At 57.8% G+C, this 20,719-nt stretch carries 19 protein-coding genes and 1 tRNA gene; 15 read left to right on the top strand and 5 right to left on the bottom strand.

The annotated features are described in order from the left end of the window. Window positions 1-19: 19 nt before the first annotated feature. Window positions 20-736 (bottom strand): TVP38/TMEM64 family protein, encoded by a 717-nt coding sequence (locus WM42_RS00510; protein WP_062035050.1) that lies wholly within the window; start codon window positions 734-736, stop codon window positions 20-22. A 223-nt stretch (window positions 737-959) separates the two neighbouring features. Between WM42_RS00510 and WM42_RS00505 the strand changes: the two genes are divergently transcribed. Next, window positions 960-1,589: a DedA family protein gene (locus WM42_RS00505; RefSeq protein ID WP_062038979.1), complete on the top strand. Its 630-nt coding sequence runs from the start codon at window positions 960-962 to the stop codon at window positions 1,587-1,589. 168 nt (window positions 1,590-1,757) lie between these two features. Here the strand turns inward: WM42_RS00505 and WM42_RS00500 are convergent. Continuing rightward, window positions 1,758-1,843 (bottom strand) — tRNA-Leu (locus WM42_RS00500). Between the two features lie 228 nt (window positions 1,844-2,071). Here WM42_RS00500 and WM42_RS00495 point away from each other — a divergent pair. Then, window positions 2,072-2,611, top strand: coding sequence for a YbhB/YbcL family Raf kinase inhibitor-like protein (locus tag WM42_RS00495; protein ID WP_062035048.1), 540 nt, complete (start codon window positions 2,072-2,074; stop codon window positions 2,609-2,611). Between the two features lie 92 nt (window positions 2,612-2,703). Here WM42_RS00495 and WM42_RS00490 read toward each other — a convergent pair whose 3' ends face one another. Then, a complete protein-coding gene (locus WM42_RS00490; protein WP_062035046.1) occupies window positions 2,704-3,813 on the bottom strand; it encodes a quinone-dependent dihydroorotate dehydrogenase in 1,110 nt (369 codons plus the stop codon). A 15-nt stretch (window positions 3,814-3,828) separates the two neighbouring features. After that, a complete protein-coding gene (locus tag WM42_RS00485) occupies window positions 3,829-4,839 on the bottom strand; it encodes a hypothetical protein (protein ID WP_145915022.1) in 1,011 nt (336 codons plus the stop codon). A gap of 124 nt (window positions 4,840-4,963) precedes the next feature. Between WM42_RS00485 and WM42_RS00480 the strand changes: the two genes are divergently transcribed. The 9 genes from WM42_RS00480 to WM42_RS00440 all read left to right on the top strand — a co-directional run bounded on the left by WM42_RS00480 (window position 4,964) and on the right by WM42_RS00440 (window position 14,512). Then, window positions 4,964-5,788, top strand: a complete 825-nt coding sequence (locus WM42_RS00480) for an undecaprenyl-diphosphate phosphatase (protein ID WP_201040701.1) — start codon at window positions 4,964-4,966, stop codon at window positions 5,786-5,788. Window positions 5,789-5,880: 92 nt separating this feature from the next. Further along, window positions 5,881-7,119 carry a cysteine--1-D-myo-inosityl 2-amino-2-deoxy-alpha-D-glucopyranoside ligase gene (mshC, locus tag WM42_RS00475; RefSeq protein ID WP_062035042.1) on the top strand — a complete coding sequence of 413 codons (1,239 nt, stop codon included), beginning with the start codon at window positions 5,881-5,883 and terminating at the stop codon, window positions 7,117-7,119. A 24-nt stretch (window positions 7,120-7,143) separates the two neighbouring features. After that, on the top strand, window positions 7,144-7,527 hold the full coding sequence (locus WM42_RS00470; protein ID WP_062035040.1) for a hypothetical protein: 384 nt from the start codon (window positions 7,144-7,146) through the stop codon (window positions 7,525-7,527). Window positions 7,528-7,625: 98 nt separating this feature from the next. Then, window positions 7,626-8,303 carry an HAD family hydrolase gene (locus WM42_RS00465; protein WP_246815585.1) on the top strand — a complete coding sequence of 226 codons (678 nt, stop codon included), beginning with the start codon at window positions 7,626-7,628 and terminating at the stop codon, window positions 8,301-8,303. 49 nt (window positions 8,304-8,352) lie between these two features. Continuing rightward, window positions 8,353-8,616 carry a phosphoribosyl-ATP diphosphatase gene (locus tag WM42_RS00460; RefSeq protein WP_062035036.1) on the top strand — a complete coding sequence of 88 codons (264 nt, stop codon included), beginning with the start codon at window positions 8,353-8,355 and terminating at the stop codon, window positions 8,614-8,616. A 17-nt stretch (window positions 8,617-8,633) separates the two neighbouring features. After that, window positions 8,634-9,479 carry an ATP phosphoribosyltransferase gene (hisG, locus tag WM42_RS00455; RefSeq protein ID WP_061922455.1) on the top strand — a complete coding sequence of 282 codons (846 nt, stop codon included), beginning with the start codon at window positions 8,634-8,636 and terminating at the stop codon, window positions 9,477-9,479. Between the two features lie 144 nt (window positions 9,480-9,623). Next, entirely contained in the window at window positions 9,624-11,156 is a 1,533-nt protein-coding gene (gene aspA, locus WM42_RS00450; protein ID WP_061922458.1) for an aspartate ammonia-lyase, read from the top strand. Between the two features lie 295 nt (window positions 11,157-11,451). Beyond that, on the top strand, window positions 11,452-12,759 hold the full coding sequence (locus WM42_RS00445; protein WP_062038975.1) for an anaerobic C4-dicarboxylate transporter: 1,308 nt from the start codon (window positions 11,452-11,454) through the stop codon (window positions 12,757-12,759). Window positions 12,760-12,844: 85 nt separating this feature from the next. After that, a complete protein-coding gene (locus tag WM42_RS00440) occupies window positions 12,845-14,512 on the top strand; it encodes a formate--tetrahydrofolate ligase (RefSeq protein ID WP_062035034.1) in 1,668 nt (555 codons plus the stop codon). Here the strand turns inward: WM42_RS00440 and WM42_RS00435 are convergent. Continuing rightward, the gene (locus WM42_RS00435; protein ID WP_061922467.1) at window positions 14,509-15,333 is read right to left on the bottom strand and encodes a RecB family exonuclease; all 825 of its coding nucleotides are present in this window, start codon (window positions 15,331-15,333) and stop codon (window positions 14,509-14,511) included. The two genes, WM42_RS00440 and WM42_RS00435, sit on opposite strands and share 4 nt — an antisense overlap. Window positions 15,334-15,379: 46 nt before the next feature. On the opposite strand from WM42_RS00435, the gene WM42_RS00430 reads away from it, so the two are divergent. The 4 genes from WM42_RS00430 (at window position 15,380) to dop (ending at window position 20,674) form a co-directional block, all read left to right on the top strand. Next, a complete protein-coding gene (locus WM42_RS00430) occupies window positions 15,380-16,639 on the top strand; it encodes a M18 family aminopeptidase (RefSeq protein ID WP_061922470.1) in 1,260 nt (419 codons plus the stop codon). Between the two features lie 45 nt (window positions 16,640-16,684). Further along, window positions 16,685-17,521: a tRNA (adenine-N1)-methyltransferase gene (locus WM42_RS00425; protein ID WP_061922473.1), complete on the top strand. Its 837-nt coding sequence runs from the start codon at window positions 16,685-16,687 to the stop codon at window positions 17,519-17,521. Between the two features lie 91 nt (window positions 17,522-17,612). After that, complete coding sequence (arc, locus tag WM42_RS00420; RefSeq protein WP_062035032.1) at window positions 17,613-19,172, top strand: proteasome ATPase; 1,560 nt, start codon at window positions 17,613-17,615, stop codon at window positions 19,170-19,172. Beyond that, complete coding sequence (dop, locus tag WM42_RS00415) at window positions 19,157-20,674, top strand: depupylase/deamidase Dop (protein WP_062035030.1); 1,518 nt, start codon at window positions 19,157-19,159, stop codon at window positions 20,672-20,674. The genes arc and dop overlap by 16 nt, the downstream gene beginning before the upstream one ends. The last annotated feature ends 45 nt before the right edge of the window (window positions 20,675-20,719 follow it).

Raw genomic sequence — 20,719 nt, 5'->3', positions numbered from 1 at the left:
ATGGCGTTTGAGGGTTTAACTAGGGGCGCATCGGCAACTTGGCGTCGAGAACCAAGCCTGCGACGCCTATGGCCGCGAGAAAGGCAATGGCGACGAAGATCCAAGGCTCGGATTGGCCGGTCAGAGTATCGCCGAAGAATACGCCGATGGCGGTAGTGGGAATGGAGCCCACAAGTGTGGCCACGGTGAATTGGCCGGCTGGGATAGGGGTGAGCGCGGCGACATAATTGAGGAGGGAAAAAGGCACGCCTGCCACCATTCTCAAGCTTGCGATGGCAAGCCACCCGCGCCTTTCTAACCTCGTGTTGATTTTGAAGACCGCAGGGTGGGTGAGGTGCGGGCGAATCCAGTCGCCGAGGAGAAGGCGAACGATGAAAAGCGAAAGCACTGCAGATGCAGTCAATGCCGCAAGAGAGATGCTAAGACCTAGCCAAGGGCCGAAGAGGATGCCGGCAGCCACGGTCCAAAAGGTACGGGGCAGCGGAAATTGCGTAAATATGACATAACCTAGGAAGAAGGCGATAATGAACCAGGTGCCCATATTCTCTGCCCAGGAGCGCAGGGCGGTGATGTCAGGGACATCGACAAGCGCTGCGACAACGCCTAGGCAAATGGCAGCAGTGAGGACGACCAACCATCGCGTGGCTGACCAACCTTGCACGGCGGCGACTGCAGAGGCACAGACGTCTTTTACGAAGCCGCCCAAGCTACGCAGCCATCCAAGAAGTCGAGTCATGGATAAAACAGTAGTGGGCCAATCTTTGGATGTGGAATCGCGGTGGCTGAATGTATGCTGTGTCGATCGCGACAATTTGCCGTGAAGGGCCATGTCGAGCTGTACTTAGTGGCAAGACAGGGGAGATACTTAAATGCAATCACCTGCGCCTCCTTTTTGGTTGAGGCGCTTTAAGAATGTTTTGGAGTATCGAGTGGACGCAATTTCTAACCTTTTGTCCTACATGGACGCTGCGACCCTATTGGAATCATTTGGGCCATGGGTAATCGCCGGCATTGCCGTCGTTGTATTCATTGAGTCGGGCGTTTTGTTCCCGTTCCTGCCGGGTGACTCGCTGCTGGTTACAGCGGCGATCTTGCGCGACCAGCTGCACGTGAATATCTGGACGCTTCTCGGCGTGGGTATTGTGGCTGCAGTGCTGGGCGATCAAGTTGGTTACTACCTGGGCCATCGCTTCGGCCGCCGCCTATTCAAAGATGATGCACGCATCTTGAAGACTGAGCACCTCGTCGCGGCAGAAAAATTCTTTGCCAAGCATGGCCCGGTTGCGCTTGTGCTCGGCCGCTTCGTACCGATTGTTCGTACCTACATCCCGGTTGCCGCTGGAACAGCGAAGATGCCTTATAAGAACTTCGTGGGGTGGAACGTCTCTGGCGCCATCGCGTGGGTGGTGTCGATGAATCTGGTGGGCGTCTTCCTGGGCAATATTCCGGGAATCGCGGACTCGATTGAGAAGATCATGTTGCTCATCATCTTCCTTTCAGTACTGCCTATCATCATCAAGTACTTCATCGAACGCCGTAAAGCGAAAAAGCTTAAGGGTTCCGAGGCTGAGCCGGAGGCTGTCGTCTAGGCGGCTACCTTGGCGGTGGCCGCGCTTCCGAGGCAAGCGAGAGTTGTGCGCCTTGTTTTAACATTTGGATAATTGCCCTCATCTTAGCTCGAGGCAGGGAGGGCAATAGATGCTACGGAAAAAGTCTCGCGACATCGATAGGAACGATGTCGCGAGACTTCACATTTGTGCCCGAGGGGGGACTTGAACCCCCACGTCCGTTAATAGGACACTAGCACCTCAAGCTAGCGCGTCTGCCATTCCGCCACCCGGGCTGGGTGTTTTCAGCCTCTCGGCTGGGCACTCGAATACTGTAGCGCGAAACGCGTAGATTAAACAAATCAGCAGGTAGTAGTGGAAAATGGCTTAGTTTTGAGGCCTTTAAAGCGCGTAAAAGTACATCGTTGTAAGTTGGCAGTTGCGCCTGCGGTATGTCGTGGGGGCTGCCAATTGAGATGCCAGACTCATCGACAGCATAGTGTGGCCTCAGGTACAACTGAAATATGACTTCATATGCACAAGATTCCCGTTTCCCCGGCCACGATCCGTATGCGCCGTTAAAGGATCTGCCGAGCTTCGAGCTGACCTCCGCAGACATTGTAGAGGGCGAGGAGATCGCTGAGCGTTTCCGCGCCCCCTCTGATGTCTCTCCACAGCTGAAGTGGAGCGGCGCGCCTGAAGGCACGAAATCCTATGCGGTTACCTGCTTCGACCCAGACGCGCCTACGGCATCGGGTTTCTGGCACTGGGCGGCCTTTAACATCCCAGCCACCGTTACAGAACTTCCAACCGGCGCAGGTTCGGCTGAGGACCTAGGCATCGAAGGCGTGGTTAGCTTGCGCGGGGATTCCGGCAAGAAGACCTACTACGGCCCGAATCCGCCCGCAGAGCATGCCCCGCACCGTTACCTCTACGTAGTGCATGCGGTAGATGTGGAAAAGCTCGACATCGCCCCAGAATCCACGCCGACTGTCCTAGGCTTTAATCTTCATTTCCACGCCCTGGGGCGTGCGATCACTTGGGGTTGGTACGAGACCACCTAAGGCTCGTTAAAGACGTGTTAAAACGCCCGTCCCACCACCTTGTAGGTTGAGGTGGTGGGACGGGCGTTTCGTGGTTTTGTCTTGGCAGCTTTCTACTTCCAAGGAAGGCCGGATCCTACAGCCTCAGAGATGTTGCGAAGGCCGTGAGCACGAATTTGCTCGGCGATGCCGCGGTGAATATCGCGAATCCAGTCCGGGCCGCCGTAAATCAGGCCCGTGTAGCCCTGCAGGAGGCTGGCTCCTGCAGCAATGCGCTCCCACGCCTGCTCCGGGGTTTCGATGCCACCAACGGAGATGAGCACGAGCTTGTCACCCACCCGCGCGTGGAGGCGGTGGAGGACCTCCAAGGAGCGCGCCGCAACCGGTGCGCCCGAAATTCCACCGGCGCCCATTGCAGCAACCTCGTCGGCGGGGGTCTTGAGTCGCTCACGTGAAATAGTGGTGTTGGTGGCCACGATGCCCGCAAGGCCCAGCTCGACCGCCATATCGGCAACGGCGTCAACGTCCTCGTCAGAGAGATCTGGAGCGATCTTGACCAGGACTGGAGAGCTGGTGGATTCCTGCACAGCGGCCATGATCGGACGCAGGGACTCAACGGCTTGGAGGTCACGCAAGCCCGGGGTGTTTGGCGAGGAGACGTTAACTACGAGGTAGTCAGCCAGGTCGCCCAAAACCGAAGCTGACTGGCGGTAGTCCTGGACCGCTTCTTCGGCAGGGGTGACTTTAGTCTTGCCAATGTTGATGCCGATGACGTCGGAAGTCCGACGTGCCCGCAGGTTGCGGGCTGCAGCGGCTGCGCCCTCGTTGTTAAAGCCCATGCGGTTTAAGATTGCGCGATCCGCCTTCAAGCGGAAAAGGCGTGGGGCAGGGTTTCCCGGTTGCGCCTTTGCCGTGACGGTGCCCAGTTCTGCATAGCCAAAGCCAACAGCAGACCAAGTATCGGCGGCTGCGGCATTCTTATCAAAACCAGCTGCAAGTCCCAGCGGACGCGGGAACTTTACACCGAATACCTCTTGCTCCAGTACTGAATCATTGACTGGCACCACCTTGTGTAGACCGCGGTGCAGCAGGGGTGCTTTCTGCAAGCCGGATAAAGCACCCATCATAATGAGGTGAATGCGCTCGGGCGCGAGCTTAAACATGCCTTTGAGCGCTAATTGATAGGCGGCTTTGCGCAGTGCGTCGACGCGAGTTTCTTGCATGGTTTTAAAGGGCCCTTACTTCAGATTCGGTTCGGAAATAAACTGGATGCCGCTGCCACTCGCAGAGGCGGTGACCACGGTGGCGTCGTCAAGCACGGCGATATTTTGAGCATCTGCGACCGTGTCAACACTACCTTTGTTCTCTGGGACGCCGGAGACGATGGAAAAGGCATGTGCCTTGCCGTTGTCGGTGGTCGTAACCCATGCCAGCTGGCGCTGTGGGTCCCATGCCACGCCCCATGGCGAGCCGTCGACGTTGCCGTATTGGTGCAGGCGGATTACGTCGTCGGCGGTATATACCGCAAGACGCTCGCCAGAGGTATCGGAGGCAAGGACGAGGGCGCCGCCACCAACAGAGATCTGGCCGATGCCTTGGCCTGCGCGAAGGCGGCCGCCGGCGCGATCGTTTTGCCAATCGATGTTCTGGATCGTGGAATCAGCGCGCAGGATGCGCACGACGTTGTCGGCACCGGCGTCGTTAGGCACAGCTAGGAGCTGATCGGAGCCTTCCTCGACCTCAATGTCGCGATCGCGCTTGCCGTCCTCATAGATGCCAACCGTGCGCGAGTCCTTGGAGCCTGCGAAGATCTCGCCGCTGGAAAGTTGCGTGGCGACGGTGACCGGAGCTTCTTCTTCCATGGCTACCTCGGTCGGGGCATCGGGCTTGGTTGGGTCAATGAGATAGACCTTATCGCCGCAGGCAAGTACGAAGCTCTGCTCGGAGGCGTTCAAATCGCCGCACTTTTCGTCGATGTCTATCTTCTTTGCGTCGCCGCCGAGGAACTCGTTCTGCTGACCGACGTAGAGTGCGTCCTTGGTGCGGACGGCGATAGTGTTGCCGTGGGCCGCGAGGTCCGTTACCTTCTCCGCAAATTTCGCGACCTTGCCTGCAGGCTTTACCCCATCGTTGGAGGTAGGAGCAGGCGTGGCGTTTACCTTCAGGGCTGAATCTGGATCACCGCCAACGCCTACCTCCGGCTGGCATGCACTAAGTGCTAGGGCGCTTGCAAAAAGCGTCAGTGGCATCAATTTCTTTGTTCTGGCCAGTGGTTTCACGGTTGTTTATCCTAGCAGCCAGCGTGGGTAGATCCCGAAGCGCGCCAGACTATGTATGCTCACCCAAGTGAATACTGCAGCAGCAACAGACGCAATGTCCTGGCTTCAGGTCATCGTCCTATCCATTGTCCAAGGCCTCACCGAGTTTCTGCCAGTTAGCTCTTCCGGCCACCTGCGGATCGTCTCCGAGCTTTTTTGGGGTCAAGACGCTGGTGCATCCTTTACTGCCGTGATCCAGCTTGGTACGGAAGCAGCCGTATTGGTCTACTTCGCCGGAATGATTTGGCAGATCCTTAAAGGCTGGTTTGCTGGACTTTTCAACAAGGAAAAACGGGGTCAAGACTATCGAATGGGATGGATGGTCATTGTCGGTTCCATTCCGATCGGCATCCTGGGCGTGCTGGGCAAGGATTTCATCCGTGACAATCTGCGCAACCTGTGGATTACGGCTGCGATGCTCATCCTTTTCTCTTTTGTCTTCATCACGGCTGAGCGCACCGGAAAAAAGGAGCGCGGCTTCGAAGAATTGAACATGAAGGACGCCATCGTCATGGGTCTATGCCAGTGCTTGGCGCTGGTGCCTGGCGTTTCCCGTTCCGGCGGTACCATCTCTGGAGGTCTCTTCTTGGGCCTCGACCGCGAGGTGGCAACTCGATTTAGCTTCTTGCTCGCAATCCCAGCCGTGTTGGCTTCCGGGCTGTTTTCTTTGGGGGATGCCTTCGGCCCGACTGTCGGCCAGTCCGCAACCGGCGCGCAGCTGCTGGTGGGCACCCTCATCGCCTTTGCGATTGGCTATGCCTCCATTGCATGGCTGCTGAAGTTCGTGGGCAACCATTCCTTCGAATGGTTTGCCGCATACCGCATCCCAGTGGGCATTATCATCATGGCGCTCATCGCTTTCGGCTACCTTCAGCCATAGGCCGGTTTTCTCATAACTGGCTATTAGCCCTGCCTGATGCCTAATGCTGTACAAAGTGCATTAGGCATGAAAAGGGCGCTACGATAGACCGCATGCATTCTTGGCCTGAACCCCATGTTGAATTAGTTCCAGGGAAACCCCACGCACTCCGCCTCTACGACTCCGCGGATCAGCAGATCCAGAAGGTAGAGGTAACGGGGGACACCGCCACCATGTACGTGTGCGGTATTACTCCCTATGATTCGACCCACCTGGGCCACGCGGCAACATATTTGACCTTTGACCTGGCCTATCGCCAGCTCCTGGATAACGGCTACAAGGTTCATTACGTCCAAAACATCACGGATGTGGATGACCCGCTCTTTGAGCGTGCAGAGCGCGACGGCGTCGATTGGCGTGAGCTCGGCACCTCCCAGATTGATCTTTTCCGCTCCGATATGGAGCTGCTTTCTGTTTTGCCACCCCAGGATTACGTGGGCGCGATGGAAGCCATCGATGAGGTCACCGAGATGGTGGGCAAGCTTCTCGACGCCGGCGCCGCCTACATCGTTGACGACCCCGAATACCCCGACGTCTATGCGTCCATCGAAGCCACGGAAGCCTTTGGTTACGAGTCCAACTACTCCGCAGCGGAGATGGAGGAGTTCTTCGCCGAACGCGGTGGGGACCCTGAGCGTCCAGGAAAGCGCAACCCGCTGGATGCCTTGATTTGGCGCGCTAACCGTGAAGGCGAGCCGGCATGGGATTCTCCATTTGGCCCGGGCCGACCTGGTTGGCACATTGAGTGTTCTGCTATCGCCACCAATCGCCTGGGCGCCTCGTTTGATATCCAGGGCGGCGGCAGCGATCTTAAGTTCCCACACCACGAGTTCTCAGCAGCGCATGCGGAGGCAGCCTTGGGTGTGGAGCGTATGGCGCAGGTTTACGTGCACACCGGCATGATTGGCCTCGACGGCGTCAAGATGTCGAAGTCTCTGGGCAACCTCGTTTTCGTACACAAGCTGGTTGAAGCGGGCGTTGATCCCTCCGCCATTCGCCTGGGCGTCTTCGCAGGCCACTATCGCAGCGAGCGCGATTGGTCCGATGAGGTTCTGCACGCGGCCAACGAACGCCTGGCAAACTGGCGTAAGGCTCTGGAGAATCCGGGCAGCGTAGATGCCGCACAGGCGCTTGTCGACGCAGTGCGTCTCGCGCTTTCCAATGACCTGGATACGCCGGCAGCTTTGCAGGCCGTCGACGAGTGGGCAGCGGGCGAGCGCGGCGCAGATGACGAGCAGGCGGCTGAATTGCTGCGCACCGCTTTTTATTCGCTACTTGGCGTGCACGTTTAAGAAATATCAGGCAGAATTCACTTCATGAGCATTCGCGCAGACTTTCAGCCCACCGTCGATGAGTTCATCAGCAATCTCGAGTCTTTTGCCACTGGCAGCTACCTCAAAGAAGAAGAGAAAGAATTCTGGGAGGCGCCCTTCGACGCCGGCGTTCTTCCAGAGCTGCGTTCCATTGTGGAAAAGCTTCTTGACGATCTTGATGCACTCCCTGATGATCCAGACGGGCAATCTCTTGCCGCGAGCGTAAACAAGTCAGTCGAGAAGCTGGCTGCGTTCAACCGCAAGAACGCGGATGCAGTTTTGGAGCCGGAGGAAAAGGAAGAGCTCTCTGAGCTTATCTACAATGCCTCCGCAGCCACCGGCGCCGATGACGAAGCCTTGGCGCAACTGCCTGAGCTCGACTTCTAAACGTAACCCCTTATCTTTTGATGAGCTCATCTTTCGAATCTGCAGGTTTCGCATCCAGTCAAGCCATACCCAAACGGCCCGCAGCAATCTTTTGGGACATGGACGGCACACTAACCAACTCTGAGCCTTTGTGGGCCCAAGCCACATTGCATCTGTCTAGCCTTATGGGCCATGCAATGACCCCGAAGGAGCGGCTTGCTACGGTTGGCGGCACTTTTGAAAAAACTCTTTCAGTCTGCGCTGAGTTGGCTGGAGTCGAGCTTATGCCCGGTGACTATCAGCGTTACCAGGAGGTTACTTTTGACTACGTCAAAAATCTCTTCCACGGCAACCTAGAAATCTTCCCAGGTATCCCGGAGCTTCTGCGCGAACTGCATGCGGATGGTATGCCGATGATGGTCACCACGAATACGGAGCGCTATGTCGCTTCTTCGGCCATTCCGGAGATAGGCGAAGAGTTCTTCGTCGATACAATCTGCGGTGACGAAGTACCAGCCGGAAAGCCTGCACCCGATATGTACTTGGAGGCAGCGCGTCGCCTCGACCTTCATCCCGCTGATTGCTTGGTCTTTGAGGATTCCGCTGCGGGCATGCGTGCGGCTGTCGACGCCGGCTGCCATGTCATTGGCCTACCGGAGGATGACAGGGTAGTGGTTCCAGCGGAAGTAACTGAAATTTCTACGCTACGGCCTGCGCGTCACTTAGACGGCGTTAATGCGGCCGATGTCTATGCGTGGTTTGGCGAGATCAGCTCTAATTCGTCCAAATCTATTTAGTTATCGATTTTAGCCCTCGGAGCCAAGTTTCTATGCAACAATAGAATCCGTGAAGAATTTCGAGTCCCTTTTTGCAGAACTGTCCGAGAAGGTTCAGGCCCGTGCGGCGGGCTCTGGAACCGTGACTGCATTCGATAAGGGCGCTCATCATCTTGGCAAGAAGATCATCGAGGAAGCCGGTGAGGTCTGGATTGCTGCCGAGTATCAATCCGACGAAGAGCTCGCCGAGGAAATGTCGCAACTTATCTACTGGCTACAGGTCATGATGCTAAAGCGGGGCCTTAGGCCAGAAGATATCTACAAGTATCTCTAAAGGGAAGGAGCCTTAAGATGATTAAAGTTGCCGTTCCCAACAAGGGATCATTGTCCGAGGCTGCCCTTAGCATCTTGGCAGAAGCCGGCTACAAAGGCCGCGGGCACTCCAAGGCACTCAACATCGTTGACGAGGCTAACGGTGTCGAGTTTTTCTTTTTGCGCCCCAAAGACATCGCCATCTACGTCGCCCAAGGCGTCTTGGACTTAGGCATTACTGGTCGCGATCTCGCGCGTGACTCCCGCGCATCATTCAACGAGGTTCTAGATCTAGGCTTTGGCGCATCCACTTTCCGCTACGCCGCCCGCCAAGGTGAAGACTGGACCATTGAGAAGCTGCAGGGCAAAAAGATCGCTACTTCTTATCCCAATCTCGTGCGCGCGGATCTGCGGCAGCGGGGGATTGAAGCTGAAGTTATCCGCCTCGATGGTGCGGTGGAAATTTCCATCCACTTAGGCGTTGCCGATGCGATCGCAGACGTGGTCTCTACCGGAGCGACGCTGCGTCAGCAGGGGCTTGCCCCGTTTGGGGAAGCCATCACCGAGTCCACGGCGGTCCTCATCAAGCGCGCCGGCGTGGGATTGAGCGATGAAGAGCAAGTAGTCCTCCAACGCATCCAGGGCATCCTAAATGCGCGTAACTATTTGATGCTCGATTACAACGTGCCCAAAGAAGACTTGGAGGCGGCTTCGGCAGTAACACCGGGGCTTACCGGGCCCACGGTTGCCCCTCTCGCAAGGGACAATTGGGTAGCGGTGCGCGCGATGGTCCCACGGCAGGATGCGAATCGAATTATGGACCACCTTTCGGCGTTGGGAGCGGAAGCTATCCTGGCATCAGAGCTACGCATCGCCCGCTTTTAGGGGTAAATTTTAGAGATCTTGCGCAGATTGAACGCCGGAATGCCTGCTCTAGCTACGATGGGCCTTGAGTTTACTCAAACAACTATCGTTCGAAATGCTCGCGGATTTTTCAGCGAGTATTGACCACTTAAGGAGTCCCGCCAAATGGCTAAGACCACTAAGAAGGATGCAGAAATCGACGCTAAGCAGGAGGGCGTAAAACCTTCTGCTAACGAGGCCAAGGACGCTGCCAAGGCTAAGAAGTCTTCTTCTAAGAAGTCTCGCACCGAGACCGACCTTCTCGGCTCCATGGAGATCCCGAATGACGCGTACTACGGTGTCCACACCCTGCGCGCCATCGACAACTTCCAGATCTCCTACGTCACTATCAACACCATTCCAGACTTCATCCGCGGCATGGTGATGGTCAAGAAGGCCACCGCAATGGCCAACCGTCGTCTGCACGTTCTGCCTAAGCAGAAGGCAGAAGCAATCATCTGGGCATGTGACCAGATCTTGGACGAGGGTCGCTGCATGGACCAATTCCCGCTCGACGTCTTCCAGGGCGGCGCGGGCACCTCGCTGAACATGAACACCAACGAGGTTGTTGCCAACCTCGCTCTTGAGTACCTCGGCGAGGAAAAGGGCGCATACGACATCATCAACCCGAACGATGATGTCAACATGTCCCAGTCCACCAACGACGCATACCCAACCGGTTTCCGCCTGGGTCTGTACTACTCCCTGGACACCCTGATCGAGCGTATCGATTCCCTGCAGAACGCTTTCCACGACAAGGGCAACGAGTTCCAGGACATCCTGAAGATGGGCCGCACCCAGCTGCAGGACGCTGTTCCTATGACCCTGGGTGATGAGTTCAAGGCATTCGCTCATAACCTGGCTGAGGAGCAGGCTGTACTGCGCGACGCTCAGAAGCGCCTGCTGGAGATCAACCTCGGTGCCACCGCAATCGGTACCGGCGTTAACACCCCAGCTGGCTACCGCCACCAGGTCACCGCAGCTCTATCCGAGGTCACTGGCCTGGAGATCAAGACCGCTCGCGACCTCATCGAAGCAACCTCCGACTGCGGCGCATACGTTCTGCTGCACTCCGTCATCAAGCGCACCGCTATGAAGTTGGCCAAGATCTGTAACGATCTGCGCCTGCTGGCTTCCGGCCCACGCGCTGGCCTGGGCGAGATCAACCTGCCTGCTCGCCAGGCTGGTTCCTCCATCATGCCGGGTAAGGTCAACCCGGTTATCCCAGAGGTTGTCAACCAGGTCTGCTTCAAGATCTTCGGCAATGACCACGTTGTCACCATGGCTGCTGAAGCTGGCCAGCTCCAGCTCAACGTCATGGAGCCGGTCATCGGTGAGGCACTGTTCCAGTCCATCCGTATCATGGGCAACGCTGTTGACACCCTGCGCGAGAAGTGCGTCACCGGCATCACCGCCAACGCTGATGTCTGCCGCGCATACGTTGAAAACTCCATCGGTATCGTCACCTACCTGAACCCGTTCATCGGTCACCACAACGGTGACGAAATCGCTAAGGAGTCCCTGAAGACCGGCAAGGGCGTCAAGGAACTCGTTCTGGAGAAGGGCCTTATGGACGAGGCAACCCTGTCCAAGGTTCTGTCCGTTGAGAACCTGATGCACCCAGAGTTCCGCGGCCAGCTCTACATCGACGAGGACTAAATCCGACCTAAGCCCTAAATGTATCAGCGCCCCCGCGAGCTATTAAGTACGGGTTTTAGGCCATGTGGTTTTACCACATGGCCTTTCGTCGTTTTGTTGCTGTACAGGGATTTCTTTGGTTTTCAATCAACCAACCGTAATGCAATAGGCTATTTTTGTGGGAACAAGCACAAACGGGCGTTTTAATTAACCAAAGCCACATGATTTGGGGGACAATGGGGAGGACAGAGCATGGCTGACTCGTTTATTTTCGGCTGAGGAAGCCATTTAATTTTTCGACCTTGTGGAGATTCTCATGGCTGTAGTCCATATCCTCATTGTCCTTGCCGCGATTTACTTAGGTGCCCGCATTGGCTCAATCGGCATCGGTGTCGCCGGCGGTCTCGGCGTCCTCTTGCTGGGCCTAACAGGCGTACCGGTTACCCGAGAAGATATTCCTTTCGACGTCATCGGCATCATCATGACCGTTATTGCCGCCATCGCCGCCATGCAGCGCGCGGGCGGTATGGACTACCTAGTCCAGGTGGCCGAGCGCTTCCTGCGTAAGAACCCGCGCCGCATCACTTACTATGCACCGATCGTCACCTGGCTGATGACCGTTCTAGCAGGTACTGGCCACACCGCATTCTCTACGCTGCCCGTCATCGTCGAGGTAGCAAAGGAAGGCAAGGTACGCCCATCGCGTCCGCTTTCCATCGCCGTTGTAGCCTCCCAGATGGCAATCTGTGCCTCGCCGATTTCCGCCGCTGTGGTCCTGCTGGCCTCACTTCTGGAGCCAACCGGCATCGGTTACCTCCAGCTGCTCGGCGTTCTTATTCCAGCAACATTCCTCAGCATCTTCCCGGCTGCTTGGCTAGCAAACCACTCGGGTAAGGAACTAGAAGACGATCCGGTCTATCAGGAGCGCCTCGCACAGGGCCTCGTCGCAATGCCGAAGGGACACACCGACCAAAGCACGCAAAAGGGTGCAAAGGCCTCCATCTACATCTTCCTGGCTGCCATCGTCATTGTCATGATTTGGGCAACGCTGACCTCGGAGCAGGTTGGCCTCATCGCAGAACCGACTCTGCCACGCAACGAGGCCATCATGACGGTCATGCTCACCGCAGCAACGCTCATCGTGATGATCACCAAGATTCCAGCCGCCGACATCCTCAACACCCCGGTATTCAAGTCCGGTATGTCTGCTTCCATGTGTGTTCTCGGCGTCGCTTGGCTGGGCACCACGCTCATCAACCACTACATGGACAACATCCAGGCCATGGCGGGCGACGTCGTCAAGTCCGCTCCGTGGATGCTGGCCGTCGTTCTCTTCTTCGCCGCCGCACTGCTGTACTCCCAAGCTGCTACCACCAAGGCGCTGCTGCCGGCCGCACTGGCCCTGGGCGCAAGTCCGCTGACCGCACTGGCCGCATTCCCAGCCGTTTCCGCTCTGTTCATCCTCCCGACCTACCCAACCTTGCTGGCCGCAGTTGAGATGGACGATACCGGCTCCACCCGCATCGGAAAGGCCGTGTTCAACCATCCATTCCTTATCCCAGGAACGGTCTCCATCGTGGTCGCTGTTCTGCTGAGTTACGCACTCGGTGCTGTCATCGCCTAGAGCCCGCGATTTGACAATTTAGCCGCCCACTGTCCTTTTCTCCGAAACCGGCAGATCGGGCGGCTTTTCTCTGTAGCATAAAGCCATGGCTACCCAACTCTCAGACGTCGAAATCGCACAGGCTCACAAACTGGAGCCAATTACCGATATTGCTTCTCGTGCGGGAATCCCGGAGGAAGCGCTAATTCCTTATGGCAACACCAAAGCCAAGGTGGATATCACGAAGCTCGAGGACCTTCCCACTAAAGGCAAGCTGGTGCTCGTCACTGGTGTTTCTCCAACACCGGCTGGTGAAGGCAAGTCCACCACGCTGATTGGCCTAACCGATGCTTTGGCACTACTGGGGCACAAGGCCATCGTCGCTTTGCGTGAGCCTTCCCAAGGCCCAGTCATGGGCATCAAGGGTGGTGCCGCCGGCGGTGGTTATTCCCAAATTGTCCCGATGGAGGATATCAACCTTCATTTCACCGGTGATTTCCATGCCATCGCAGCGGCCACCAACACCTTGGCTGCCATCGTCGATAACCACATACACCAAGGAAACCAGCTCGGCATCGACCCGCGCCGCGTGACCTGGCAGCGCTGCCTCGATGTCAATGACCGTGCGCTGCGCGGCATCGTCACCGGCCTCGGCGGCCCGGCACACGGAGTGCCTGCGGAAACTGGATTCACCATCACCGCAGCTTCTGAGATCATGGCTATCTTGGGCCTGGCTACTGACCTCGAAGACCTTAAGAAGCGCTTGGGTGATATCACCGTTGGCTATACCTTCGACCAAGAGCCAGTCACGGCACGCGAGCTTGGTGCTGAGGGCGCACTAACCGCTTTGATGCGCGACGCCCTCAACCCGAACCTCGTGCAGACTCTCGGCGGCACCCCAGCATTCGTACATGGTGGACCTTTTGCCAACATTGCGCATGGCTGCAACACCTTGCTTGCAACACAGACTGCGATGAAGTTCGGCGACATTGTGCTCACCGAGGCTGGCTTTGGCGCTGACTTGGGCGGCGAGAAGTTCATGGATATCAAGGCTCGCTTTGGCGAGCTCGACGTCGCGGGTGCTGTGGTCGTTGCCACCATCCGCTCCCAAAAGTACAACGGCGGCCAGGCCCGTGAGGACCTGACCACGGAAAATCTTGACGCACTGCGCAAGGGCATCGTCAACCTCGAGCGCCACGTTGAAAACATCCGCAAGTTTGGTCTGCAACCAGTAGTTGCGCTCAACTCCTTCTACAGCGATACCGAGGCCGAGGGCGAATTCATGCGGACCTGGGCCAAGGACTTTGGCGTCGCCCTGGCTGAGGCAGATGTCTGGACAAAGGGCGGCGAAGGAGCCAAGGAGTTGGCAGAAACTCTCTTAGAAAACCTCTCCGAGGGTCAGGCACATCAGCTCTACGATCCAGCAGAGGGCGTGGAAAAGTCCATCGAAAAGATCGCCACCGAGGTCTACCGTGCAACCTCTATCGAGTACGACCCGAAGGCCAAGAAGGACCTGCAGTACATCAAGGACAATGGCTGGGATAACTTCCCAGTGGTCATCTCAAAGACGCAGTACTCCTTCTCCGATAGCCCGGCTTCCTTGGGCGCTCCAGAGGGCCATACCCTCCACGTGCGCGAGCTGCTGCCGCGTACTGGCGCGGGCTTCATCGTGGTGCTGACTGGCGACGTCATGACCATGCCGGGTCTGCCGAAGAAGCCGGCGGCCAACAACATCGATGTTGCCGCCGATGGCACCATTTCCGGCCTGTTCTAGTTATCTGCGGCGGAGCCCGGCCAACCCGGATACTCGGGCGGGGTTCCGCCGAATTCAGGACAAAGCTCTTGGAAAGAGCACCAGCCGCAAAGCTTCGAGGTCTTCGGGCGGAAGAGACCTTCCTTACCGTCGCCCTCGATCTTTGCCCAGAGCTCGCCTAGGTCGCGCTCGAAGTACTCCAGCTCTTCGCGGGTTGGGGTAAGGAACATCGAGTCAATGACCTTGAGATACATCAAGCGCAGCTGGGCGGGGATGACGCCCAGCATTCGCCAATAGACAAGCGCGTAGAAACGCATCTGGAACTGGGCGTCTTGGCTAAAGCGGGGGATTGGCTTCTTGCCGGTCTTATAATCCACGACGCGGACCTCACCGGTTGGGGCAACGTCCACGCGGTCGATGAAGCCGCGGACCGGCACGCCGTTTGGCAAGACAGTATTGACGTACATCTCGCATTCTTTAGCATCGAAGCCCTGCGGGTTTTCCATCTGGAAATAGCCCTTGAGCAATTCGCGGGCCGCTACGAAGAAATCGAGGGTTTCTTCCTCGGGCACGAGCTCTTTAAGCTCGGCGTCGGCAGCGACCATTTTGGCCCATTCCGGCTTAATCATTTTCACTGCAGCGGGGTAGTCACGCTCTTCGCGCGGCAGCTTGTGGGTGTTTTCTAAAACTGCGTGGACCAGCGTCCCTTTTACTTGCGCTACGGTCTTCGGCTCGGGGAGCTTGTCAATTGCCCGAAAGCGGTAGAGAAGTGGGCACTGTTTATAGTCTGAGGCCCGAGAAGGCGAAAGCGCCAACGGGCGAGGTTTTCGTGCATCAGCCATGGTCCTTTTAGCCTAGCGCGGCGCAATTCATGGCAAAGTAGGAGGCATGAGTATTTCGGATGAGTTCCTTGATTTCATAGCCGCTTCTCCTTCTTCCTATCACGCGGCCCACGAGGTGGCGCGCCAGCTAGAAGAGGTGGGCTTTGTCCGCCAGGATGAGGCCGCGGAATGGTCAGCAGCCCCAGGCGGCCACTACATGATTCGCGGCGGCGCCATCATGGCTTGGTTCGTGCCGGAGGGCGCGGGCAAACACTCCGCGTTTAGGATCATCGGTTCTCATACAGATTCGCCGGGCCTTGTGCTCAAGCCGACCCCCGATTTTGATGCTGCGGGCTGGCAGCAGGTCGCGGTAGAAATTTACGGCGGCCCGTTGCTGCATACCTGGTTTGACCGTGAGCTGACCGTTGCCGGTCAGGTGGTAACGAAGGATGGCGTGCATCATTTGGTTAACACCGGCCCGATTCTGCGTCTTCCTTCGCTGGCTATCCACCTCTACCGCAAGGACGAGTTCAAGCCGGATCGCCAGCACAACATGCAGCCGGTGCTTTCCGTGGGCACTCCCGATGCCTCGGTATTGCGCGTGGTAGCGGAGTCCATCGGCGTGGCTCAGGATGAGATCTCTGCATTCAATCTCATTACTGCCGATGCCCAGCGGGGCGCCGTATTCGGCACCGGTGAGCGCTTCATCGCGGCCGGCCGCATGGATAATCTTTCTTCCGTGTTTGCCAGCCTCGTCGCAATGCGCAATGCCGCCCAGCAGAAGGACTATGGACACGAAGACATTTTGGTCATGGCTGCCTTCGACCACGAAGAGGTGGGCTCGGCTTCTCGTTTCGGTGCTGCCGGCCCGATTCTCGCCGATGTCCTGGGGCGCACTGGTCGCGCGCTGGGAGCCAACGAGGAGGAGCGGTATCAAATGTATGCGCGTTCTTGCTGCGTGTCGGCCGACGCCGCGCATTCGGTCCACCCTAATTACGCAGGCAAGCACGATCCCACGCATCACCCGATTATCGGTAAGGGCCCCGTCACCAAGATCAACGGCAATCAGCGCTACGCGTCCGACGCAACGACCGTCTCCCTGTGGGAGCGCGCATGCGAGCGGGCCAAGGTTCCTTTCCAGCGCTTCGTGGGCAACAACGACGTGCCCTGTGGCTCCACCATCGGTCCCATCACCGCGACCCGCTTAGGTATCGACACCGTCGACGTCGGCGTGCCGATGCTTTCTATGCACTCCGCACGCGAGATGGTCGGCGAACGTGACCAAGTATGGATGGCCAAGGCCATTGAGGCATACTTGTTGGGTTAATTAAACCTCCTTTAAATCCACGAGAAAGCATAGGAAGCACACACCATGCCTTATTCCGGACCTTTTCACTATGGCGATCGCGTCCAACTGACCGATGCTAAGCGCCGCCACTACACGGTGATACTTGAGGAAGGCGGCGAGTTTCACTCGCACAAGGGCATCATCCGCCACGACGAAATCGTCGGTCTGGATGAGGGCTCCGTGGTGCGCTCCACGCTGGGCAGCGACTTCCTGCTCTTCCGTCACTTGATGGTGGACCACGTGCTTTCCATGCCGCGTGGCGCGGCGGTCATCTATCCGAAGGACTCCGCGCAGATCCTGGTCGAAGGCGATATTTTCATGGGCGCACGCGTCTTGGAGGCTGGCGCCGGCTCCGGTGCGTTGTCCATGACGCTGCTGCGCGCCGTTGGCCCGCAGGGACACGTCTTCTCCTACGAGGTGCGCGATGACCACCTGGAGTACGCCGTGGACAACGTCAAGGAATACTTCGGCGAGCAGCCTGAGTGGTGGACGCCGCGCTTGGGTGATTTGGCGGACGTCACCGTGGAAGAACTCGGCGGTCCGGTTGACCGCGTCATCCTCGACATGCTTGAGCCGTGGGAGCACCTGGAGAAGGTTCGCGACATCCTGATCCCAGGCGGCGTTTTCATGACCTACGTGGCTACCGTGCCGCAGCTGATGAAGGTCATGGAGGGGATCCGCGAGCTGAAGTGCTTTACCGAGCCGAAGGCCTGGGAGTCCCTCGTGCGTGAATGGAAGGTGGAAGGCCTTGCCACCCGTCCAGAGCACCGCATGAACGCGCACACTGCGTTCCTCATCTGGACGCGCCGCCTTGCCGACGGCGTGACTCCACCCCGCCCGCAGCGCCGCGCCCGCAAGTAGGTGCAAAAGAAACGAAGCGGAGCCAAAGAATCCGCGGGGGATTTTAGGCCAACCTGACTTGTCGGCATGGTTCACGCGCTAGTGTGTAGCTATGACCGACGCAAGTCACACAGCCGCCCTCAAAAGGCAGATTGATCAGTTAGCCGAGCGCAACACCAAGCTCGCTTCGCTGCTGCAGGATTCCCGCAACAAGCTGCAGCAGATGTTGGCCGAGGTCAATGAGCTTTCAGAGCCTGCCTCGACCTATGGTGTATTCCTCGGATACTCAGGAAAGCCGCATGATTCCCGGCGCGACGCCGAGGTCTATACCAACGGCCGCCCCATGCGGGTTAAGGTCTCGCCCAACCTAGAGCCAGGCAGCCTCGAAGCCGGCCAACTCGTGCGTTTGGGCGAGGGCTTCGTCGTTGTCGAAGCTTGTGGTCACCCGCAAACGGGAAGCCTTGCCACCGTGCAAGAGACTTTAGGCACCACCCGCGTCATTATTGCGAACTCCTCCGGCGAGGAGCAGGTGGTGCTCTTGTCCGCACGTCTTCGCGAGGGCATTCGCACTGGCGACACAGTCCTTGTCGACGGCAAGGCAGGTGTCGCACTCGAAAAGATTGAAAAGTCCGAGGTGGCGCAACTTTCGTTGGAGGAGGTCCCAGAGCTCAGTTACGACGACATCGGCGGTCTGGATGCTCAGATCTCCCAAATTCGCGATTCCGTCGAGCTTCCTTTCCTGCATCCGGATCTTTACCGGCAATATGACTTGGAGCCGCCGAAGGGCGTGTTGCTCTATGGGCCGCCGGGCTGCGGCAAAACCTTGATTGCTAAGGCCGTGGCAAACTCCCTTGCTACCAAGATGGGTAGCGGCGGCCCGAGCTTCTTTTTGAATGTCAAAGGCCCTGAACTCTTAAACAAGTACGTGGGTGAGACCGAGCGCCGCATTCGCCTGATCTTTGAACGCGCTCGCGAGCTCGCAGCCCAGGACTCGCGCCGCCCGGTCATCGTTTTCTTCGACGAGATGGAATCCATCTTCCGCACCCGTGGTTCCGGAGTTTCCTCAGATATGGAAACAACGGTGGTTCCGCAGCTGCTGACGGAGCTCGATGGCGTCGAAAAGCTGGGCAACGTCATCGTCATCGGCGCCACCAACCGTGAGGAGCTCATCGATCCTGCCATCATGCGCCCGGGCCGGCTCGACATCAAGATTCGCGTCAATCGCCCCAGCAAGCAAGGCGCCCGCGAGATCTTTAGCCGGCATCTGGGTCAGAAGGTACCGCACCAGGCGGACCTCGAGGGGCTCATTGACTCAGCAGTCGAAGAGCTCTATTCGGAGCGGCCCTTCGTGCGTCTGCATTACCGCAATGATGAGCCGCGGACGTTGTTCTACCGCGACTTTGTCTCTGGCGCGATGATTGCCAACATCGTAGCGCGTGCAAAGAAGCTTGCGATCAAGGAAGCGCTTGCTGATAGCGAGATGAGCACGCACGGTATTACTTCGGATCACTTGCGCCAGGCCATTGCCGCGGAGCAGGCGGAGTCAGAATACGTACCGACCTCGGCTAGCCCTGAGGAGTGGACCAAGATTGTTGCCGGCACCCAGGCTGGCGCAGAAGTAACCCGAGTTGAGCTAATGGGCTTTAGGAGTACCTCATGGCACGCGTCCTAGGAACAGAGACTGAGTACGGGATTTCCACTCCCACGAGTCCAGAGCTTTCGCCCATTGTCACCTCGACCCATGCGGTCGTGGCTTATGCGGCGCTTCATACTTTGGCGCGTTCGCGCTGGGACTTCCGCGAGGAGCATCCGCTGCGTGACTCCCGCGGTTTTGATTTGAAGCGCTATCAAACCGTTCCCGTGGTCGATCCGAATGCAATCGGCGTGGCCAACGTGGTGACCGCAAACGGTGCGCGCTTCTACGTCGACCACGCGCACCCGGAGTATTCCTCCCCGGAATGCACGAATGCTTGGGACGCCATGCTTTACGACGCCGCCGGTGACGTAGTTTTGCAACAAGCCGCCGAAGCGGTAGCGCGCCTATCCGCGCAGGGCACATCTGTGCTGGCGAACCATGATCCGTGCCCGCCACTGAAGTTCTACAAGAACAATGTGGATGGCAAAGGCGCATCCTACGGTTCGCACGAGAATTACCAGTACCGGCGTTCTACCGAATTTTCCGCGATTGCCGCGGGCCTCATCCCGTTCTTCGTGGCACGTCAGGTAGTGGTTGGCGCTGGCCGCGTTGGCCTTGGACAAGAAGGTGAAGAGCCAGGATTTCAGATCTCCCAGCGCGCCGACTACATCGAGCAGGAAATCTCGCTGGAGACAACGCTCAACCGCGGCATCATCAACACTCGCGACGAGCCGCACGCGGTAGCTGAGGACTTTGGCCGCCTACACGTCATCATTGGCGATGCCAACATGTCACAGACAGCAAACCTGTTAAAGCTTGGCATGACCTCCTTAGTGCTTGATGCCATTGAAGCGGGCGTCGATTTCAGCGACCTACAGCTCCGCGATGCGGTAGCCGAGGTCTCCTTGGTCAGCCGAGACCTCAAGCTACAGCACAAGCTGAAGCTCAAGGACGGCCGCGAGCTCACAGCACTTGATTTGCTAGCTGAATATCGCAAGCGGGTCACTCCGACGAACGCCGTGGATGAGAAGGTCCTGGCGGCGTGGGACGAGGTCGTCGGCCTGCTCGCGGCAGAGCCGCTTTCCGCGGCGCATCTGGTGGACTGGGTAGCCAAATACCAGTTGCTCAAGGCATACATGGATCGCGGCGTGGCCGTCGACGATCCCAAACTGGCGCTTATCGATCTCCAATACACTGACGTCGATCCCGCCAAATCGCTTTACCATGCGCTGGTGCGAAAGGGGCGCATGCGCGTGCTCGTCAGTGAGGAGGAGATTGCGAGGGCAGCCCAAAACCCGCCGCGGGATACGCGTGCGTTCTTCCGCGGCCGAGTCATAGAAAAATACGGTGAGGAAGTCGTTGCCGCCAGCTGGCAGTCTGTCTCCCTGCGTCACGGTTCCAACATCGCGACCGTCACTCTCGATGACACGCTAGAGCTAGGCGCAGCTGATGCTGCGGAGCTCATCGAGCGGGCTGACGACGTCGAAACACTACTCGTTGAGCTCGACAAGGCCGGGGTAGCGATTCGGCACAGTTAGCGCGAAGAATCCATAGGAAGCAATTCACCGAAAAGATAGAAAGAT

The organism is Corynebacterium simulans (assembly GCF_001586215.1).
Classification (GTDB): domain Bacteria; phylum Actinomycetota; class Actinomycetes; order Mycobacteriales; family Mycobacteriaceae; genus Corynebacterium; species Corynebacterium simulans.
The sequence above is the reverse complement of the archived record's forward strand: the minus strand, read 5'-3'. Positions and strand labels throughout refer to the sequence as shown.